This window comes from Streptomyces sp. (assembly GCF_050698815.1).
Lineage (GTDB): Bacteria > Actinomycetota > Actinomycetes > Streptomycetales > Streptomycetaceae > Streptomyces.
Genome location: NZ_JBOHCV010000441.1, coordinates 1 through 14,602 on the forward strand (window position 1 = coordinate 1; position 14,602 = coordinate 14,602).

12 protein-coding genes and 1 pseudogene are annotated in these 14,602 nt (G+C 71.4%); 11 read left to right on the forward strand and 2 right to left on the reverse strand.

The features are described 5' to 3' along the window. On the reverse strand, window positions 1-2,280 hold a 2,280-nt coding region (locus ACRDP3_RS16000; protein ID WP_431517623.1), incomplete at its 3' end, for a bifunctional FO biosynthesis protein CofGH. A gap of 241 nt (window positions 2,281-2,521) precedes the next feature. Here ACRDP3_RS16000 and ACRDP3_RS16005 point away from each other — a divergent pair. From ACRDP3_RS16005 to ACRDP3_RS16050, 10 genes are all read left to right on the forward strand, one after another. Continuing rightward, a complete protein-coding gene (locus tag ACRDP3_RS16005; protein WP_431517634.1) occupies window positions 2,522-4,024 on the forward strand; it encodes a CehA/McbA family metallohydrolase in 1,503 nt (500 codons plus the stop codon). Window positions 4,025-4,238: 214 nt separating this feature from the next. Further along, window positions 4,239-5,813 carry an ATP-binding protein gene (locus ACRDP3_RS16010; protein WP_431517624.1) on the forward strand — a complete coding sequence of 525 codons (1,575 nt, stop codon included), beginning with the start codon at window positions 4,239-4,241 and terminating at the stop codon, window positions 5,811-5,813. Next, entirely contained in the window at window positions 5,810-6,235 is a 426-nt protein-coding gene (locus ACRDP3_RS16015; RefSeq protein WP_431517625.1) for a roadblock/LC7 domain-containing protein, read from the forward strand. Before ACRDP3_RS16010 ends, ACRDP3_RS16015 begins: the two co-directional genes overlap by 4 nt. Then, window positions 6,232-6,600 (forward strand): DUF742 domain-containing protein, encoded by a 369-nt coding sequence (locus tag ACRDP3_RS16020; protein ID WP_431517626.1) that lies wholly within the window; start codon window positions 6,232-6,234, stop codon window positions 6,598-6,600. The genes ACRDP3_RS16015 and ACRDP3_RS16020 overlap by 4 nt, the downstream gene beginning before the upstream one ends. Then, complete coding sequence (locus ACRDP3_RS16025) at window positions 6,569-7,225, forward strand: GTP-binding protein (RefSeq protein WP_431517627.1); 657 nt, start codon at window positions 6,569-6,571, stop codon at window positions 7,223-7,225. Before ACRDP3_RS16020 ends, ACRDP3_RS16025 begins: the two co-directional genes overlap by 32 nt. Then, on the forward strand, window positions 7,222-8,622 hold the full coding sequence (locus ACRDP3_RS16030; RefSeq protein WP_431517628.1) for a cytochrome P450: 1,401 nt from the start codon (window positions 7,222-7,224) through the stop codon (window positions 8,620-8,622). The genes ACRDP3_RS16025 and ACRDP3_RS16030 overlap by 4 nt, the downstream gene beginning before the upstream one ends. Next, entirely contained in the window at window positions 8,520-9,755 is a 1,236-nt protein-coding gene (locus tag ACRDP3_RS16035; RefSeq protein WP_431517629.1) for a cytochrome P450 family protein, read from the forward strand. Before ACRDP3_RS16030 ends, ACRDP3_RS16035 begins: the two co-directional genes overlap by 103 nt. A gap of 123 nt (window positions 9,756-9,878) precedes the next feature. Next, on the forward strand, window positions 9,879-12,833 hold the full coding sequence (locus tag ACRDP3_RS16040; protein ID WP_431517630.1) for an AfsR/SARP family transcriptional regulator: 2,955 nt from the start codon (window positions 9,879-9,881) through the stop codon (window positions 12,831-12,833). Window positions 12,834-13,068: 235 nt separating this feature from the next. After that, window positions 13,069-13,257: a hypothetical protein gene (locus ACRDP3_RS16045; protein WP_431517631.1), complete on the forward strand. Its 189-nt coding sequence runs from the start codon at window positions 13,069-13,071 to the stop codon at window positions 13,255-13,257. Window positions 13,258-13,423: 166 nt separating this feature from the next. Next, window positions 13,424-13,603: a hypothetical protein gene (locus ACRDP3_RS16050; protein WP_431517632.1), complete on the forward strand. Its 180-nt coding sequence runs from the start codon at window positions 13,424-13,426 to the stop codon at window positions 13,601-13,603. Here ACRDP3_RS16050 and ACRDP3_RS16055 read toward each other — a convergent pair. Beyond that, window positions 13,596-14,162 (reverse strand): hypothetical protein, encoded by a 567-nt coding sequence (locus ACRDP3_RS16055; protein ID WP_431517633.1) that lies wholly within the window; start codon window positions 14,160-14,162, stop codon window positions 13,596-13,598. The genes ACRDP3_RS16050 and ACRDP3_RS16055 overlap by 8 nt on opposite strands. A 184-nt stretch (window positions 14,163-14,346) precedes the next feature. On the opposite strand from ACRDP3_RS16055, the pseudogene ACRDP3_RS16060 reads away from it, so the two are divergent. After that, window positions 14,347-14,602: pseudogene (locus ACRDP3_RS16060) on the forward strand (hypothetical protein); the annotation flags it as partial.

The following is a 14,602-nucleotide window of genomic DNA, read 5'->3' on the forward strand; positions in this document are numbered from 1 at the left end:
CATCGCGGTCACCGCGCGGTTGTCGCGTGTGGTCGGGCCGGGGCGGGCGATGCCTGCCAGATAGACGGGCGCGTTCGTGTGGATGAAGGGCAGAGTGACGAACTCGGTGAAGCCCTCCACTCCCTTCTCGGCCGCCGACTGCTGGATCCGGGCGAGCTGCCGAAGGTGGATCAGCCAGTGCCGGGGCTGGTCCACATGCCCGTACATCATCGTGGAGGACGAGCGGATGCCCAGCTCGTGTGCCGTCTTGATGACCTCGACCCAGGTGGCGGCGGGCAGTTTGCCCTTGGTGAGGATCCAGCGGACCTCGTCGTCCAGGATCTCCGCGGCGGTGCCCGGGATGGACCCCAGGCCCGCCTCCCTTGCCTCGGTGAGCCAGTCCCGGATGGACAGGCCGGTGCGGGTGGCGCCGTTGACGACCTCCATCGGGGAGAAGGCGTGCACGTGCATGCCCGGCACCCGCTCCCGCACCGCCCGTGCGATGTCGAAGTAGGCGGTGCCCGGCAGGTCCGGGTGGATGCCGCCCTGCATGCACACCTCGACCGCGCCCACGTCCCACGCCTGCTGCGCGCGGTCGGCGACCTGGTCCAGCGAGAGGGTGTAGGCGTCGGCGTCCGTGCGGCGCTGGGCGAAGGCGCAGAAGCGGCAACCGGTGTAGCAGACGTTGGTGAAGTTGATGTTGCGGGTGACGATGTAGGTGACGTCGTCACCGACCACGTCGCGGCGCAGCTCGTCGGCGATGCGGCACAGCGCGTCCAGCGCCGGGCCGTCCGCGTGCAGCAGGGCGAGCGCCTCGTCGTCGGTGAGCCGGACCGGGTCCTCGGCCGCCCGGGCGAGCGCGGTGCGCACGTCGGTGTCGATGCGCTGCGGCGCCATCCCCGGCTGTGCCCGCTCACGCAGGGTCTCCCAGTCGCCGTAGACCTCGTCGAAGTCGTCCCGGCGGTCGGCGGTGCGGCCCTCGGTGTCGATGGTGCGGTGCAGATCCGTACGTCCGGACGGGGCGAGGTAACCCTCGTCGGGCTCCTGCCAGGGGCGGCCCTCGAGCGGGGCGTCCTCGCGGGCCAGGCCGGTCTCCGGGTCCACGAGCGCGTTGACGTGCGGCAGCAGCCGGGGGTCCAGCCAGGGTTCGCCGCGGCGGATGAACTCGGGGTAGACGGGGAGCCGTTCGCGCAGTGTGAAGCCGGAACCGGCTGTGTGTTCGGCCAGTTCGTCGATCTGCGGCCACGGGCGCTCGGGGTTGACGTGGTCCTTGGTCAGCGGTGAGACGCCGCCCCAGTCGTCGATACCGGCGCCGATGAGCATCGCGTACTCCCCGTCGACCAGGTTCGGCGGGGCCTGGATGCGGGCGGAGGGGCCCATGATGTGCCGGGCCACCGCGATCGTGGCGGCCAGTTCCTCGAGTTCGGCGTCCGGCATCCCGCGCATGGCCGTGTCCGGCTTGGCGCGGAAGTTCTGCATGATGAGTTCCTGGATGCCGTGGTACGCGCGCTGCACGCGGCGCAGCGCGAAGAGGGACTCGGCTCGCTCCTCGTAGGTCTCGCCGATCCCGACCAGTAGCCCGGTGGTGAAGGGGACGTTGGACCGCCCCGCGTCCTCCAGCACCCGCAGCCGCACCGCCGGCTCCTTGTCCGGCGACCCGTAATGCGGCCCGCCCGGCTCGCTCCACAGCCGCTCGGCGGTGGTCTCCAGCATCATGCCCATCGACGGGGCGACCGGCTTGAGCCGCTGCAGGTCCGTCCAGGACAGCACCCCGGGGTTGAGGTGCGGCAGCAGGCCGGTCTCCTCGAGGACGCGGATGGCCATGGCCCGTACGTAGGACAGCGTGTCGTCATAACCGTGCGATTCGAGCCACTCGCGGGCCTCGGGCCAGCGGGCCTCGGGCTTGTCGCCGAGTGTGAACAGGGCCTCCTTGCAGCCCGTCTCGGCGCCGCGCCGCGCGATGTCGAGCACCTCGTCGGGCGAGAGGAACATCCCGTGACCCTCGCGCCGCAGCTTTCCGGGCACCGTGACGAACGTGCAGTAGTGGCAGGTGTCCCTGCACAGCCGGGTCAGCGGGATGAAGACCCCGCGCGAATACGTGATCACCCCGGGGCGCCCGGCCGCCGCCAGCCCGGCGTCCCGCACCCGGGCCGCGGACTCGGCGAGCGCGGTGAGATCCGCACCGCGCGCCTGCAGCAGCACGGTGGCCTCGGCGGCGTCCAGCGCCACGCCGTCCCGGGCACGGCGGAGGGCTCGCCGCATGGCAGTGGCGGTGGGGGCTGCCTGCGCACTCGAAGTCATGGACCGAGCATACGAGCGGTCTTCGGCATCACTTCGGAACATTCCGGGGCGGCTGTTGCGGACAATCTCACATCCTCCGCGGTGCCGGACGCCTCGCGAAGTTGTCCCTGAGTTGTCCACAGGGGTACCGCCGTCCTTGTCCGGCGCGTAGAACGGTGACTCGTGGGGCATCCGACGCCGCACACGACGACGGTGACGGGCACGGGGTCGCGGCGCGCAGGGGAAGGCGGACATGACCGGTATGGACAGACGCGGCGTACTGAGGATGTCGGCGGTGGCGGGAGCGGGGGCGGCGAGTGTGTTCACGCCCGACGGCGTGAGCTTCGCCCGGGCCGAGAGCGGTGCCGAGGACACCAGGACGATACGCGGCCATCTGCCCACCGGCGCGCCCGACTTCGTCTACCTGCCCGTCGAAGTGCCCACCGGCGTCCGCGAGATCGCCGTGTCCTACACCTACGACAAGCCGGCGGTCCCGGCCGGCACCAAGGGCAACGCACTGGACATCGGCGTCTTCGACGAGCGCGGCACGGCACTGGGCGGCCGCGGCTTCCGTGGCTGGTCCGGCGGCGCCCGCGACAGTTTCGCGATCAGCGCGCGGGAGGCGACCCCCGGCTATCTGGCCGGCCCGGTGCGACCGGGCACCTGGAACGTCGTCCTCGGTCCCTACACGGTGGCCCCGCAGGGGATGGACTACGAGGTCACCGTCACCCTCCGGCACGGTGAGCAGGGCGAGACGCCACGGACCGCCCACCCCCCGGAGCGCGCGCGGGGCCGTGGCCGTGCCTGGTATCGCGGCGACTGCCATCTGCACACGGTGCACTCGGACGGCAAGCGCACCCCGGCGGAGACCGCCGCGGCGGCACGCGAGGCGGGGCTGGACTTCATCGCCACCACCGAGCACAACACCACGTCGGGGCACGGCGCCTGGGCGGGACTGTGGGATGAGGACTTCCTCATTCTCTGCGGCGAGGAGGTCACCACCCGCAACGGTCACTTCCTGGCCCTCGGCACCGACCCGGGCACCTTCGTCGACTGGCGCTACCGCGCCCGGGACGACGCGTTCTCCCGTTACGCCCGCCGGATACACAAGGCGGGCGGCCTGGTCGTACCGGCGCACCCCAACTGCCCCTTCGTGGGCTGCCAGTGGAAGTTCGGCTACGCGGACGCGGACGCGGTCGAGGTCTGGAACGGCCCGTGGACCGCGGACGACGAACTCGCCGTGGCCGCCTGGGACAACATGCTGACGAGCCGGCCCGACGGAGACGGCCGGCTCCCCGCCATGGGCAGCAGTGACGCGCACAGGGAGCCCCAGACCGTCGGCCTGCCGCAGACGGTGGTCCACGCGGACGAACTGTCGCGGCACGCCCTGCTGGAAGGCATCCGGGCGGGCCGGAGTTATCTCGCGGAGTCCTCACGGATCTCGCTGACCCTCACGGCGAGCGGCCCCCGCGGCGAACACGCGGGCATCGGGGAGCGGTTGGCGCTGGATCCGGACGCGGAGGTGGCCGTCCGCCTGGAGGTGACCGGCGCCGCGGAAGGTGCCACGGCCCGACTGCTCACGGACCAGGGCGAGATGCTCACAGGGGAGGTCTCCGCGAAGCCGCTGGAGTGGCGGACCACGGCATCGCTGGCGACCTACGTACGGGCGGAGATACGCCACAGCCCGGCCGAGGGGTCGCCGCCCGGGCTGCCGGGCGCGATGGCCGCGATGACCAACCCGATCTGGCTCGGCAGGGTCGACTGACCCGCTGCCGGGGCACTTTCCGACGATGGTCAAACCCGAAGCAATCCCGTTCGCCCGCGGAAACCGGGCAGCCGATGCGTACTGATGTTCCGCAAACGGGTGTGCGAAGCAGTTGACTGCGGCAACATGTGGGAACCGTCGGGCGCTGACCGCTGCCGAGCCCCGCCCGCTGCCCAAAACCCCCCGCCAGCCATCCCCTTGACCAAGGACACCGATGACCGACACACCGGTGGCGCTGATCGTTTTTCTCGCCTTGGGTACAGTCGCCGCCGTCGCTCTGGCCCTGTTGCTCGCCCGCTCACGCCGGGAAGCGCACCGGTTGCGATCGCGCTTCGCGGCGGCCGAGACGGACCTCGGCAACGCCTCCCGGCACAGTGCCGACCTCGGAGCACGGCTGCAGGCCGCCGAGGCCGAGCTCAGCCACCTCGCGGGCGCCCGCATCCCGGATCTGGCCGCCTCGCTCGCCCACCCCAATGTCGCGGTCCGCGGGCCGCTCGGCGCCGGAACGCCGAGCCCGGTTCTGGACCGGTCGCTGGAGGCGGTGCTGACTCAGGTGAGTGAGGCGATCGGCAAGGAGCGACTGCGCGTCGACTCCGCCGCCCAGGCCGCCCTGCGCGGATCCACCACCACCATCCAGGCGCTCCTCTACCAGCTGCAGACGCTGCTGCAGCGGATGCAGGAGAAGTACGACGACCCACTGGTCGCCGAGGACCTGCTGGCCGCCGACTTCCTCAACGAGCAGGCGCTGCGCCGCATCCAGTCCACGGCGGTCGTGTGCGGAGCCTGGCCCGGACTGACCCGGGACAACTCACACCTCGCCGACATCGTCGTCGGCGCCATGTCCCGGCTCAACGGCTACGAGCGCATCCAGGTCACCAACCAGCTGCGCGACCCGGTGGGTGTGATCGCCCGCGCCGCCGAGCCGGTCGCCGTCACGCTGACCGAGCTGATGGCCAACGCCCTGCACTACTCACACCCCGACCTGCCCGTCGCCGTCACGCTCCAGCAGGGCAACCGCGGGGCCTCCGTGATCATCGACGACGCCGGCGTGGGCATGCACGCCGACGAACTGACCCGCGCCAAGAGGCTGATGTCCGGCGAGGAGCCGGTGCTGATCACCGAGCTCGGAGACCCGCCGCGCAACGGTCTGGCCGCCATCGGCCGGCTGGTGCGCCAGTACGGGTTCAGCACGCATGTGGAGGCCTCCCCGTACGGCGGGGTGCGAGCGGTCGTCCATATACCGGGCGAGCCGTTGCTCACCCTTCTCGACGAAACGGATCAGCCGATGTCCGCGATGGCACCGCTGCCGACCGCCGGCGCGCGCACCCTGCCGGGCCGCGCGGGCACCGACAGCCGCCTTCTCGCCCCCTCGGATGCCGGTTCCGATGTCCCCGTACCGGGGGCCGAGGAGGAGCTGCCTCGCCGCAGCAGGCGGCGGCCGACCGCCGAGCAGGAGCAGCCGGCCGACGCAGACGGCGATGCGGAGTCGTGGGTGGCCGAGGGCCCCCGCACGGAAGCCGGCGCGGCTCCTGCCGCGTCACCCGAGGAGAGCGCGGAGCGCTGGTCCGCGTTCCAGCAGGGCACCGCCTCGGGCCGGGCCGCCGTCGGCTCCGGGAGGGCCGTCGACTCCGGGAGGGCCGAGGCCGCCGCCGATACAGGGATCGAGGCGTCGTCGGCAACCTCGGCCGACAACGTCGAACAGGAACACGGCGACCATGCCCTGCACGCCGACCACGCCGACCACGAACGTGCCGATCCCCCTGCCTCCGAAGGGAATCCGCCCGCATGACCACCCCCACACGCCGATCCGTCCGGGAGGACACCTCCTGGGTGCTGACGCCGCTCCTCGATCTGCCACATGTGATCCACGCGGCCGTCATCTCCGGTGACGGTCTCATCGAGGGCCGCTCGCCGGGACTGCGGCAGGAAGCCGCGGAGGGCGTCGCCGCCATGCTGTCCGCGCTGCAGGGAGCCGCCCGTACCACCACCGCCGCCTTCGCCGGGAACTACGACGTCCAGCTCCGGCAGACCGTGATCGAGTCCGATCTCGGCTGGGTGTTCGCGATACCCGCCGGCCAGAACACCTGCCTGGCCGTCTTCGCCGACCGGGACGTCAACATGGGCGTGGTCACCCACCACATGCAGGTCCAGGTGGCCACCCTGGGCGCCAAGGCCATGAACAGTCCGCCACGGCACGACAGCACGGCATGACACCGCCGCCGCGTGACCACAGACGTCTGGTGCCGGCCTACCTGGCCACCACAGGACGCGCTCACCCCAGCCGCAACACACTGGACCGGCTCACCGTGCTGCACGGTGCGGTCGACCCCATGTCAGGCGGACTCCGTCCCGAGCAGCGACGGCTGCTGGAGCTGCTCCGGCCGGGGGCGCTGTCCCTCGCCGAAGCGGCCGCGCATCTGCGGCTGCCGGTCAGCGTGGTGAAGGTCCTGGTGGCCGATCTGGTCGACGAGGGCCTGCTGCTGGCCCGTGCGCCCGTGTCCGACGCCGAACTGCCCGAACGGCGGATTCTGGAAAAGGTTCTCGATGGACTCCGTACTCTCAAGTCGTCCCGGTGACGGTCCCGTCGACGGTCCGGCTGACGGCTCAGCCGCTCCCGGCGACAACTTCTACCTCGCCGAGGACAGGCCCCAGACCCTGGTGAAGCTGTTGGTCGCAGGCCCGTTCGGGGTGGGCAAGACGACCTTCATCCGCTCGCTGTCCGAGACGGCTCCGCTGCACACCGAGGAAGTCATGACGCGCAGCGGCGCGCTCGTGGACGATCTCGCGGGGGTGCGGGAGAAGTCCACGACGACGGTCGCGATCGACTTCGGCCGGCTGACGCTGCCCGGCGATCTCGTGCTGTACCTGTTCGGCACACCGGGCCAACGCCGCTTCCGGCCGCTGTGGCAGGACATCGCGCGCGGCGCGCTGGGAGCACTGGTGCTGGCCGACACCCGTCGGCTCTCGGACTCCTTCGAGGTGATGGACATGGTCGAGGAGGCCGGGCTGCGCTACGCGGTCGCCGTCAACACCTTCCCCGACTCGCCGTCCCACCACCCCTCGACGCTCCGTGACCACCTCGACCTGCACCCCGAGACGCCCCTCGTGCTGTGCGACGCCCGCGACCGCGACCAGTCCGCCGACGCGCTGATAGCCCTCGTCGGCCACGTGCTGGCCCACACGCCACAGGAGACAGCGTGACCTCCCCTCGCAGGCCCGGCGTACCCGGCGCGTCCGGCACGCCCCGCGGCGTCATGCCTCCGCCGATGGCGCCGCCCAGCCACCAGGTGGCACAGCTGTACGGGCCGGAGTTCGCCGCCGACCCGCACGCCGTCTACGAACGGCTGCGCCGGTACGGCGCGCTCGCCCCCGTCGAGATCGCGCCGGAGGTGGGCGCGCTGCTGGTGACGGACTACCGGGCGGCCCTGGACCTGCTGCACGACCCCGTCACCTGGTCCAAGGACTCACGCACCTGGCAGCAGACCGTGCCGGCCGACTCCCCCATCGTGGGAATGCTCGGCTGGCGCCCCAACGTGCTCTTCAACGACGGGGAGGCGCACGAGCGTTACCGGCAGGTGATCACCGACAGCTTCGACCGGATACCGCCGCACGAGCTGCGCGCACTCGTGGTGGAGGCGGCCGACGCCCTCATCGCCGACTTCGGCACGGCCGGCGAGGCCGACCTGATGCGGCAGTACGCGCGACGGCTGCCGCTGATGCTCTTCAACCGGCTGTTCGGGATGCCCGACTCCTACAGCGACCGGCTCATCCAGGCGATCGCCGGGCTGCTGGAGAGCAACGGCCCCGAGGAGGCGGCGGAGGCCAACGCCTCGTTCGAGGGCTACGTAGGAGAGCTGATCGGCGCCAAGAAACAGCAGCGCGGACCGGACATCACCTCCTGGTTCATGGACCACCCGGCCGGACTCAGCGACGAGGAGGTCGTCCACCAGATCGTGCTCACGATGGGCGCCGGCCATGAGCCGACGACCAATCTGATCGGCAACGCCCTGGCCCGGATGCTCACCGACGACCGTTACTACAGCACCCTGTCCGGCGGTGCGCTGACCCCGCGCGACGCCATCGCGGACGTCCTGCAGAACGAGCCGCCGATGTCCAACTACTCGGCCCACTACCCCACCCGGGACGTCTACTTCCACGGCGTCTGGATCCGCAAGGGCCAGCTCGTCCTGGTCTCCTACGCGGCGGCCAGCACCCAGCACGGCCGGACGGCGGCCGGTACCGGCGGCGGCGCGACCGGTTCGGGCGGCGGCGCGCACCTGGCCTGGTCGGCGGGCCCGCACTCCTGTCCCGTGCAGCGGTCCGCACTGCTCATCGCGACCACCGCCATCGAGCGGCTCACCGCCTGGCTCTCCGACATCGAGCTGACCGTCGAGCACGACCAACTGGTCTACCGGCCCGGTCCCTTCCACCGCGCTCTCGCCCAGCTACCCGCCCGATTCACGCCGATCAGCATCGACCACGCAGGAGCCGCTCCATGGGACAGCAGCAACAGCAGCCCATCGTCATCGACCCCGCCGGCCGGGACATCCACGGAGAAGCCGACAGCCTCCGCGCGTTCGGCCCCGCAGCCCTCGTAGAGCTCCCCGCCGGAATCCACGCCTGGTCCATCAGCAGCTTCGAGCTGCTCAAACAGCTGCTCGCCGACCCCCGCGTCTCCAAAGACCCCCGGCAGCACTGGCCGGCCTGGCAGCGCGGCGAGTTCCAGGACAGCTGGATACGGTACTGGGTCGGCGTCACCAACATGTTCAGCTCCTACGGACCCGAGCACCGGCGGCTGCGCAAGCTCGTGGCCCCGGCCTTCACCGGGCGGCGTACCGAGGCGATGCGTCCCAGCGTCGAGCGGATCACCGGGCGGCTGCTCGACGGGATGGCGGCCATGCCGGCGGGTGAGCCGGTCGATCTGCGCGCCGCCTACTCGCATCCCCTGCCGATGGGCGTCATCTGCGAGCTGTTCGGCATCCCCGAGGAGCAGCGCGGCGAGATGGCCAGGCTCATCGAGCGGATCATGGACACCTCGGTCTCCCCCGAGGAGGCGGCCCGTACCGCGCAGGACGTGCAGACGGCCTTCGGCGCGCTTGTCGCGTTCAAGCGCGAGGAGCCCGGTGAGGACCTGACGAGTCTGCTGGTCTCGGCGCGGGACGAGGACGGCTCCAAGCTGTCCGAGGTCGAACTCCTCGACACTCTGCTGCTGCTCGTCGGCGCCGGGCACGAAACCACCGTGAACCTGATCGGCAACGCGGTGCACGCACTGCTCACCCATCCCGACCAGCTGAAGCTGGTGCTGGACGGCGACGCCTCGTGGAGCGACGTCGTCGAGGAGACGCTGCGCTGGGCTCCCAGCATCGCCAGCCTCCCGCTGCGCTACGCGGTGGAGGACATCGAGCTGTCAGGCGACGACGGCGGCGCCACCATCCGTAAGGGTGAACCGATCCTCGCCACCTACGCCGCCGTCGGCCGGGACCCGGGCAAACACGGCCCGTCGGCCGGGGAGTTCGACATCCGGCGCTCGGATGCCGAGCACCTGTCGTTCGGCCACGGCGTGCACTTCTGCCTGGGCGCGCCACTGGCCCGGATGGAGGCGCTCACGGCGCTCCCCGCCCTGTTCGAGCGCTTCCCCGGCCTGCGGCTCGCGGTGCCCGCCGAGGAGTTGGAGCCGGTCGGAGGCTTCATCGCGCACGGCTACCGGAGGATCCCCCTCATGTTGTCGTGAACCGCGCCGAAGCGCCCGAAGTTCGAAGGTGTCGTGGAGAGGCAGGTGCCCTGCTGACGTGAGGCTGACGGGCAGGGCAGACTGACCCCTGCGGGAGTGGAGAGCGGAGCGCAGGGGGCACCAATGGGCGCCGAGGAGAACATCGGACGCGAGACCTGGCATCAGGAGCACCAGCTGTGCTTCGGGGTGCTCGGACCCGTCCGCGCCGGACGTGGCGATCAGGAACTCGCCATGGGCTCACCGCAGCAACGCGCCCTGCTCGCCGCCCTGTTGCTGCGCAACGGGCATACGGCGACGGCGGAGGAGCTGATCGACGCGCTGTGGGGCGAGGAGCCCCCGGACCAGGCGAAGGCCGCGCTGCGCACGTACGCCTCGCGTATCCGCAAGGCGCTCGGTGCCGACGCGGAGCTGCTGGTGAGCGAGTCCGGCGGCTACGCGATGCGTACGGGCCGGGCCCGTGCCGGCGTCACGCTGGACCTGGACACCGCCATGGCGCACGTCGCCGACGCGGAGAAGTCCGCGGCGGGCGGGGACCGTTCCAGGGCGCGTGAGCAGTACGCGGCCGCGCTCCGGCAGTGGAGCGGCGAGCCGCTGGCCCACGTGCCCGGCCCGTTCGCCGAACGGCAGCGCGGCCGGCTCGCCGAGTGGCAGCTCTCGCTCCAGGAGCACAAGCTCGACCTGGATCTCCAGGTCGGCAGCCACGGAGAGGCCGTCAGCGAGCTCACCGCCCTCACCGCCGCGCACCCGCTGCGCGAACGGCTGCGCGAGCTGCTGATGCTCGCCCTCTACCGCAGCGGCAGGCAGGCCGAGTCCCTCGCCGTGTACGCCGACACCCGGCGGCTGCTCGCCGACGAACTGGGCGTCGACCCCTGCGCCGAACTCACCGAGCTGCGGCAGCGCATCCTGGAGGCCGACGAAGACCTCACCCTCTCCTCCCACGAGCCCGAGAGACCCGCCGCGCACAAGCCCGCCCAGCCTGCCCAACTGCCCGCCACCGTGGCGGACTTCACCGGCCGCGCCACTTTCGTCGAGGAGCTGAGGGACCAGCTCGCGCAGGCCGAGGGCACCGTGATGGCGGTCTCGGCCGTGGCGGGGATCGGCGGCGTCGGCAAGACGACGCTGGCCGTGCACGTCGCACACGCCGCCGCCGAACACTTCCCGGACGGCCAGCTCTACGTCGACCTGCAGGGCGCGGGACCGGCCGCCGCCGAACCGGAGGCGGTGCTGGGCGCCTTCCTGCGTTCGCTGGGCACCGCGGACTCCGCCATACCGGACGGCGTGGAGGAACGGGCAGCGCTCTTCCGCTCACTCCTCTCGGGCCGCCGCGTGCTCACCCTGCTGGACAACGCCCGCGACGCCGCCCAGGTCCGGCACCTGCTGGCCGGCACGAAGGGCTGCGCGGCACTGATCACCAGCCGGGCCCGGATGGTCGACCTCGCCGGTGCGCATCTCATCGACCTGGACGTGATGAGCCCCGAGGAAGCGATGACGCTCTTCAGCCGCATCGTCGGCGAGGAGCGCGTCAGCGCCGAACGCAAGGCGTCCCTGGACGTGGTGGGAGCCTGCGGCTTCCTGCCGCTGGCCATCCGCATCGCGGCGTCCCGGCTGGCGGCGCGGCGCACCTGGACGGTCTCCGTGCTCGCGTCGAAGCTCGCCGACGAGTGCCGCCGGCTGGACGAACTCCAGGTGGGCGACCAGGCCGTCAAGGCCACCTTCGAGCTCGGCTACGGCCAGCTCGACGCCGAACAGGCCCGCGGCTTCCGGCTGCTGGGCCTCGCCGACGGTCCCGACATCTCGCTGCACGCGGCGGCGGCCATGCTCCAGCGCTCCGCCGAGGCGACCGAGGACCTGCTGGAGTCCCTGGTCGACGCCTCCCTCCTGGAGTCCGCGGCACCGGGCCGCTACCGCTTCCACGACCTGGTCCGTCTCTTCGCCCGGGCCTGCGCCGAGCGCGACGAACAGCCGCCGTCCGAACGGGACGCGGCACTGTTCCGGCTGCTGGACTTCTACCTGGCGACGGCCAGGGGCGTGTACGCGCTGGAGCGGCCCGGCGAACGTCTGGTCGACCATCTGGAGGACACCGGGACACCCGGGCTGAACTTCACCGACCGGGCCGGCGCCGTCGACTGGCTCTTCGCCGAGTCCGCGTGTTTCCTGGCAGCCGCCCTCCAGTTGGGTTACGGAAGCACGCTGCGGCGGGCGGTCGATCTGCTGATGGCGACGAACGACCTGGGAGAGGCGGGCATCAATGTCCGCCAGTACGTGCTGACCGCGGAGCGACTCAAGGAGGCGGCTCAGGCGGCGGAAGACCCGTACGCGGAGGCCCGCGCCCGGTCCGTACTGACCGGACTGCACCTGACCACCGGCTCCTTCGACGAGGCGGACGAGGAGGCCCGGCTGGCGGGGGTGCTGGGCGCCACCGCCGAGGACCCCATCTCCTCCTCGTACGCACTCAACGACCGCGGCATCGTGGCCAACTACCAGGGGCGGCACGGCGACGCGGAGGGATACCTGAGCCAGGCGCTGAGCACCTTCCAGGGGTACGGGAACCACCCCTCGGAAGCGAGCGCGCTCTGCAACATCGCCCGCGCCCGCATCGGGACCGGAGACCCCTCCACCGCCGTCACCCTGACCGAGCAGGCCGTCGTCATCTACCGGCGGTTCGACGCGTCCGTACGTCTGGCCAACGGTCTCTACGCGCTCGGCATCGCCCTGACCGCCGCCGGCCGGCTCGACGAGGCCGAGCGGCGGCTCCTGGAAGCGCTGGAGATCTTCCGGCACAGCCGCCAGCGCCTGTGGGAGGGGATGACCCACTTCCGGCTGGCCGAGGTGTATATCGCCACCGATCAGGTCGCCTCGGCCGCCGGCCAGGCCGAACGGGCACTCGTGCTCACCAGCATCGGCGGTGAATGGCGCAGGGGAACGGTCCTGTTGGTGCTCGGCAAGTCCCTGGAGGCGCTGCGCCAGCCGGACCGCGCGCGGGCCTGCTGGCGGGAAGCGCTCAGCATCTTCGACGAGCTCGGGGCGGTCGAAGGCGACGAGGTGCGAGGCCTCCTCACCCCGTCCGTCGCGGCGTGACGACCTGGTTCGGGTCGTAAACGCCATCACATGCGGAACGTTCATCGTTCGTTTATCGCCGTCCGCCATGCTCATGCATGTCGGTCCGCGGCATCGGGGGATGAGCGGATCACGGGGGAAAGTCGCACTCCGGTTGATTAGGCTGTGCGGCTCTGGAACGACCGTCCGGCAGCACTCGGGGGAGCTGCCGGACGGTCCGTGCCACACATCGGATCAGCCCAAGGAGCACGCCACCATGACGACTCACGACATGACAGCTCAGCAGAAGACGAAGCTGGCGCCGCCGGACCGTCACCAGACGATCGAGCCGGCCGACGAGCCCGTCGACCCGATCGAGCCCGTCGACGAGGAGCAGATCGTCGACGAGGAGCGCGAGAAGCTCGCGGTGCAGGACCGTCACCAGACCATCGGGCCGCCCGACTAGGACCATTCACCACGGGGGACAGGCGTGGGCCTCTGCAGACGGCGGCGAGGGGGAGCCGTCGGTAGAGGTCCACGCTGCTGTGTACGCGGATGTGTCAACGGGTATTTCGCCTCTGCCGCCGGGGCCACGGCCTGGCCCCGGCGGCATCCGAACCGAAGGAGCCGGCATGCGCCGATCGAAGAAGATGCTCGCCGTCTGGGTGGCCGCGGCGGTGCTGTCAGCGCTCGCGGTCGCCCAGCAGCAGGAGCCGCCCCACCGTCACCAGACCGGCGTCGAGGCCGCCGTTCCGGACCGGCACCAGCATTCGGTGCCGGACGAGCCGGGCTTCCTCGCCCCGCTCAGCTGACGGACACGACCACGCACTCGGCGACGTCGTCGATGCGGTCCGGGTGGTCCATCGGGACGTCTACGGAGTTCGTTCCGTTCGCGCTGACGGTGACCCGGGCGGCGCCCGAGTCGACGAACTTGCCGGTAGCGTCCTGGAATTCGACCCTGACGCGGTAGGTCTCGCGGTCACCGTCCGCGTTCCGTACGCTCACCACGGCCTCGGGGTCGCCCGCGTTCTCCGCCGCGCACTCGGTGAGGGTGCCCGTGGGCGAACTGTCGCTGCCGGAGCTGCCCTTGCTCGAACCGTTCGAACCGGTGCTGTTGTTGTAGCGCGAGCCGCGCCGGTAGCCGTCGTCGTAGCCCGAGTCGTAGCTGTCGCTGTCATCGCTGTCGTAGCTGCTGTCGCTGCCGTCATAGCCGCTGCCGCTGTTGTGGCTGCTGGAGTCGGACTTGCTGCAGCCGCCCCCGCCGCCACTGCCGCTGCGGTGACCGCCGCCCCCTGAGCGGGCGGGGCTGAAGCCGCTGATCGCGACGAGTACGACCGCCACGGCGGCGATGAGCTTGAGGTGACGCGACATGAGGTGAACCCCCGGTGCTCGAATGCTTGTCATGGTCATTGAGGCCATGCCTCTGTGCGGGGACGCGCTCAGTGGCCAAGGGGTTCCGGCGGGCGTACCGTCATTCCCAGGACGACGCACCCTTCGGCGTCGGCCGCGCTCCTCCACGGGGACGGTCTCGGCGCCGGGAAGCGAGGCGAAGCCGATGGTCCGGAATCTGCTCGGCTCCCTGCTCGCACTCGCCGGGGCGGCCGCCGCGGCCTGGAGTCCCTTCCGTGTCTGGTACGACGGCCGGCTCGGCCGCGACTTCCGGCTCCAGGACCTCTTCACCGCCACCGGCGTCTCCGACGCCGGTGCCACCCTCTGGAACGGCCTCTTCCTGCCCATGGCCGTCGCCGGGGGACTGACACTGATCGCGGTGCTGCTGCGGTCCCGGGCGGTGGTCGTACTGGCGGGCCTGT

Coding starts and splice junctions, on each gene's coding strand:
- ACRDP3_RS16005 (WP_431517634.1), top strand. CDS start 2,522: ATGGACAGACGCGGCGTACTGAGGATGTCGGCGGTGGCGGGAGCGGGG.
- ACRDP3_RS16010 (WP_431517624.1), top strand. CDS start 4,239: ATGACCGACACACCGGTGGCGCTGATCGTTTTTCTCGCCTTGGGTACA.
- ACRDP3_RS16015 (WP_431517625.1), top strand. CDS start 5,810: ATGACCACCCCCACACGCCGATCCGTCCGGGAGGACACCTCCTGGGTG.
- ACRDP3_RS16020 (WP_431517626.1), top strand. CDS start 6,232: ATGACACCGCCGCCGCGTGACCACAGACGTCTGGTGCCGGCCTACCTG.
- ACRDP3_RS16025 (WP_431517627.1), top strand. CDS start 6,569: ATGGACTCCGTACTCTCAAGTCGTCCCGGTGACGGTCCCGTCGACGGT.
- ACRDP3_RS16035 (WP_431517629.1), top strand. CDS start 8,520: ATGGGACAGCAGCAACAGCAGCCCATCGTCATCGACCCCGCCGGCCGG.
- ACRDP3_RS16040 (WP_431517630.1), top strand. CDS start 9,879: ATGGGCGCCGAGGAGAACATCGGACGCGAGACCTGGCATCAGGAGCAC.
- ACRDP3_RS16045 (WP_431517631.1), top strand. CDS start 13,069: ATGACGACTCACGACATGACAGCTCAGCAGAAGACGAAGCTGGCGCCG.
- ACRDP3_RS16050 (WP_431517632.1), top strand. CDS start 13,424: ATGCGCCGATCGAAGAAGATGCTCGCCGTCTGGGTGGCCGCGGCGGTG.
- ACRDP3_RS16055 (WP_431517633.1), bottom strand. CDS start 14,162: ATGTCGCGTCACCTCAAGCTCATCGCCGCCGTGGCGGTCGTACTCGTC.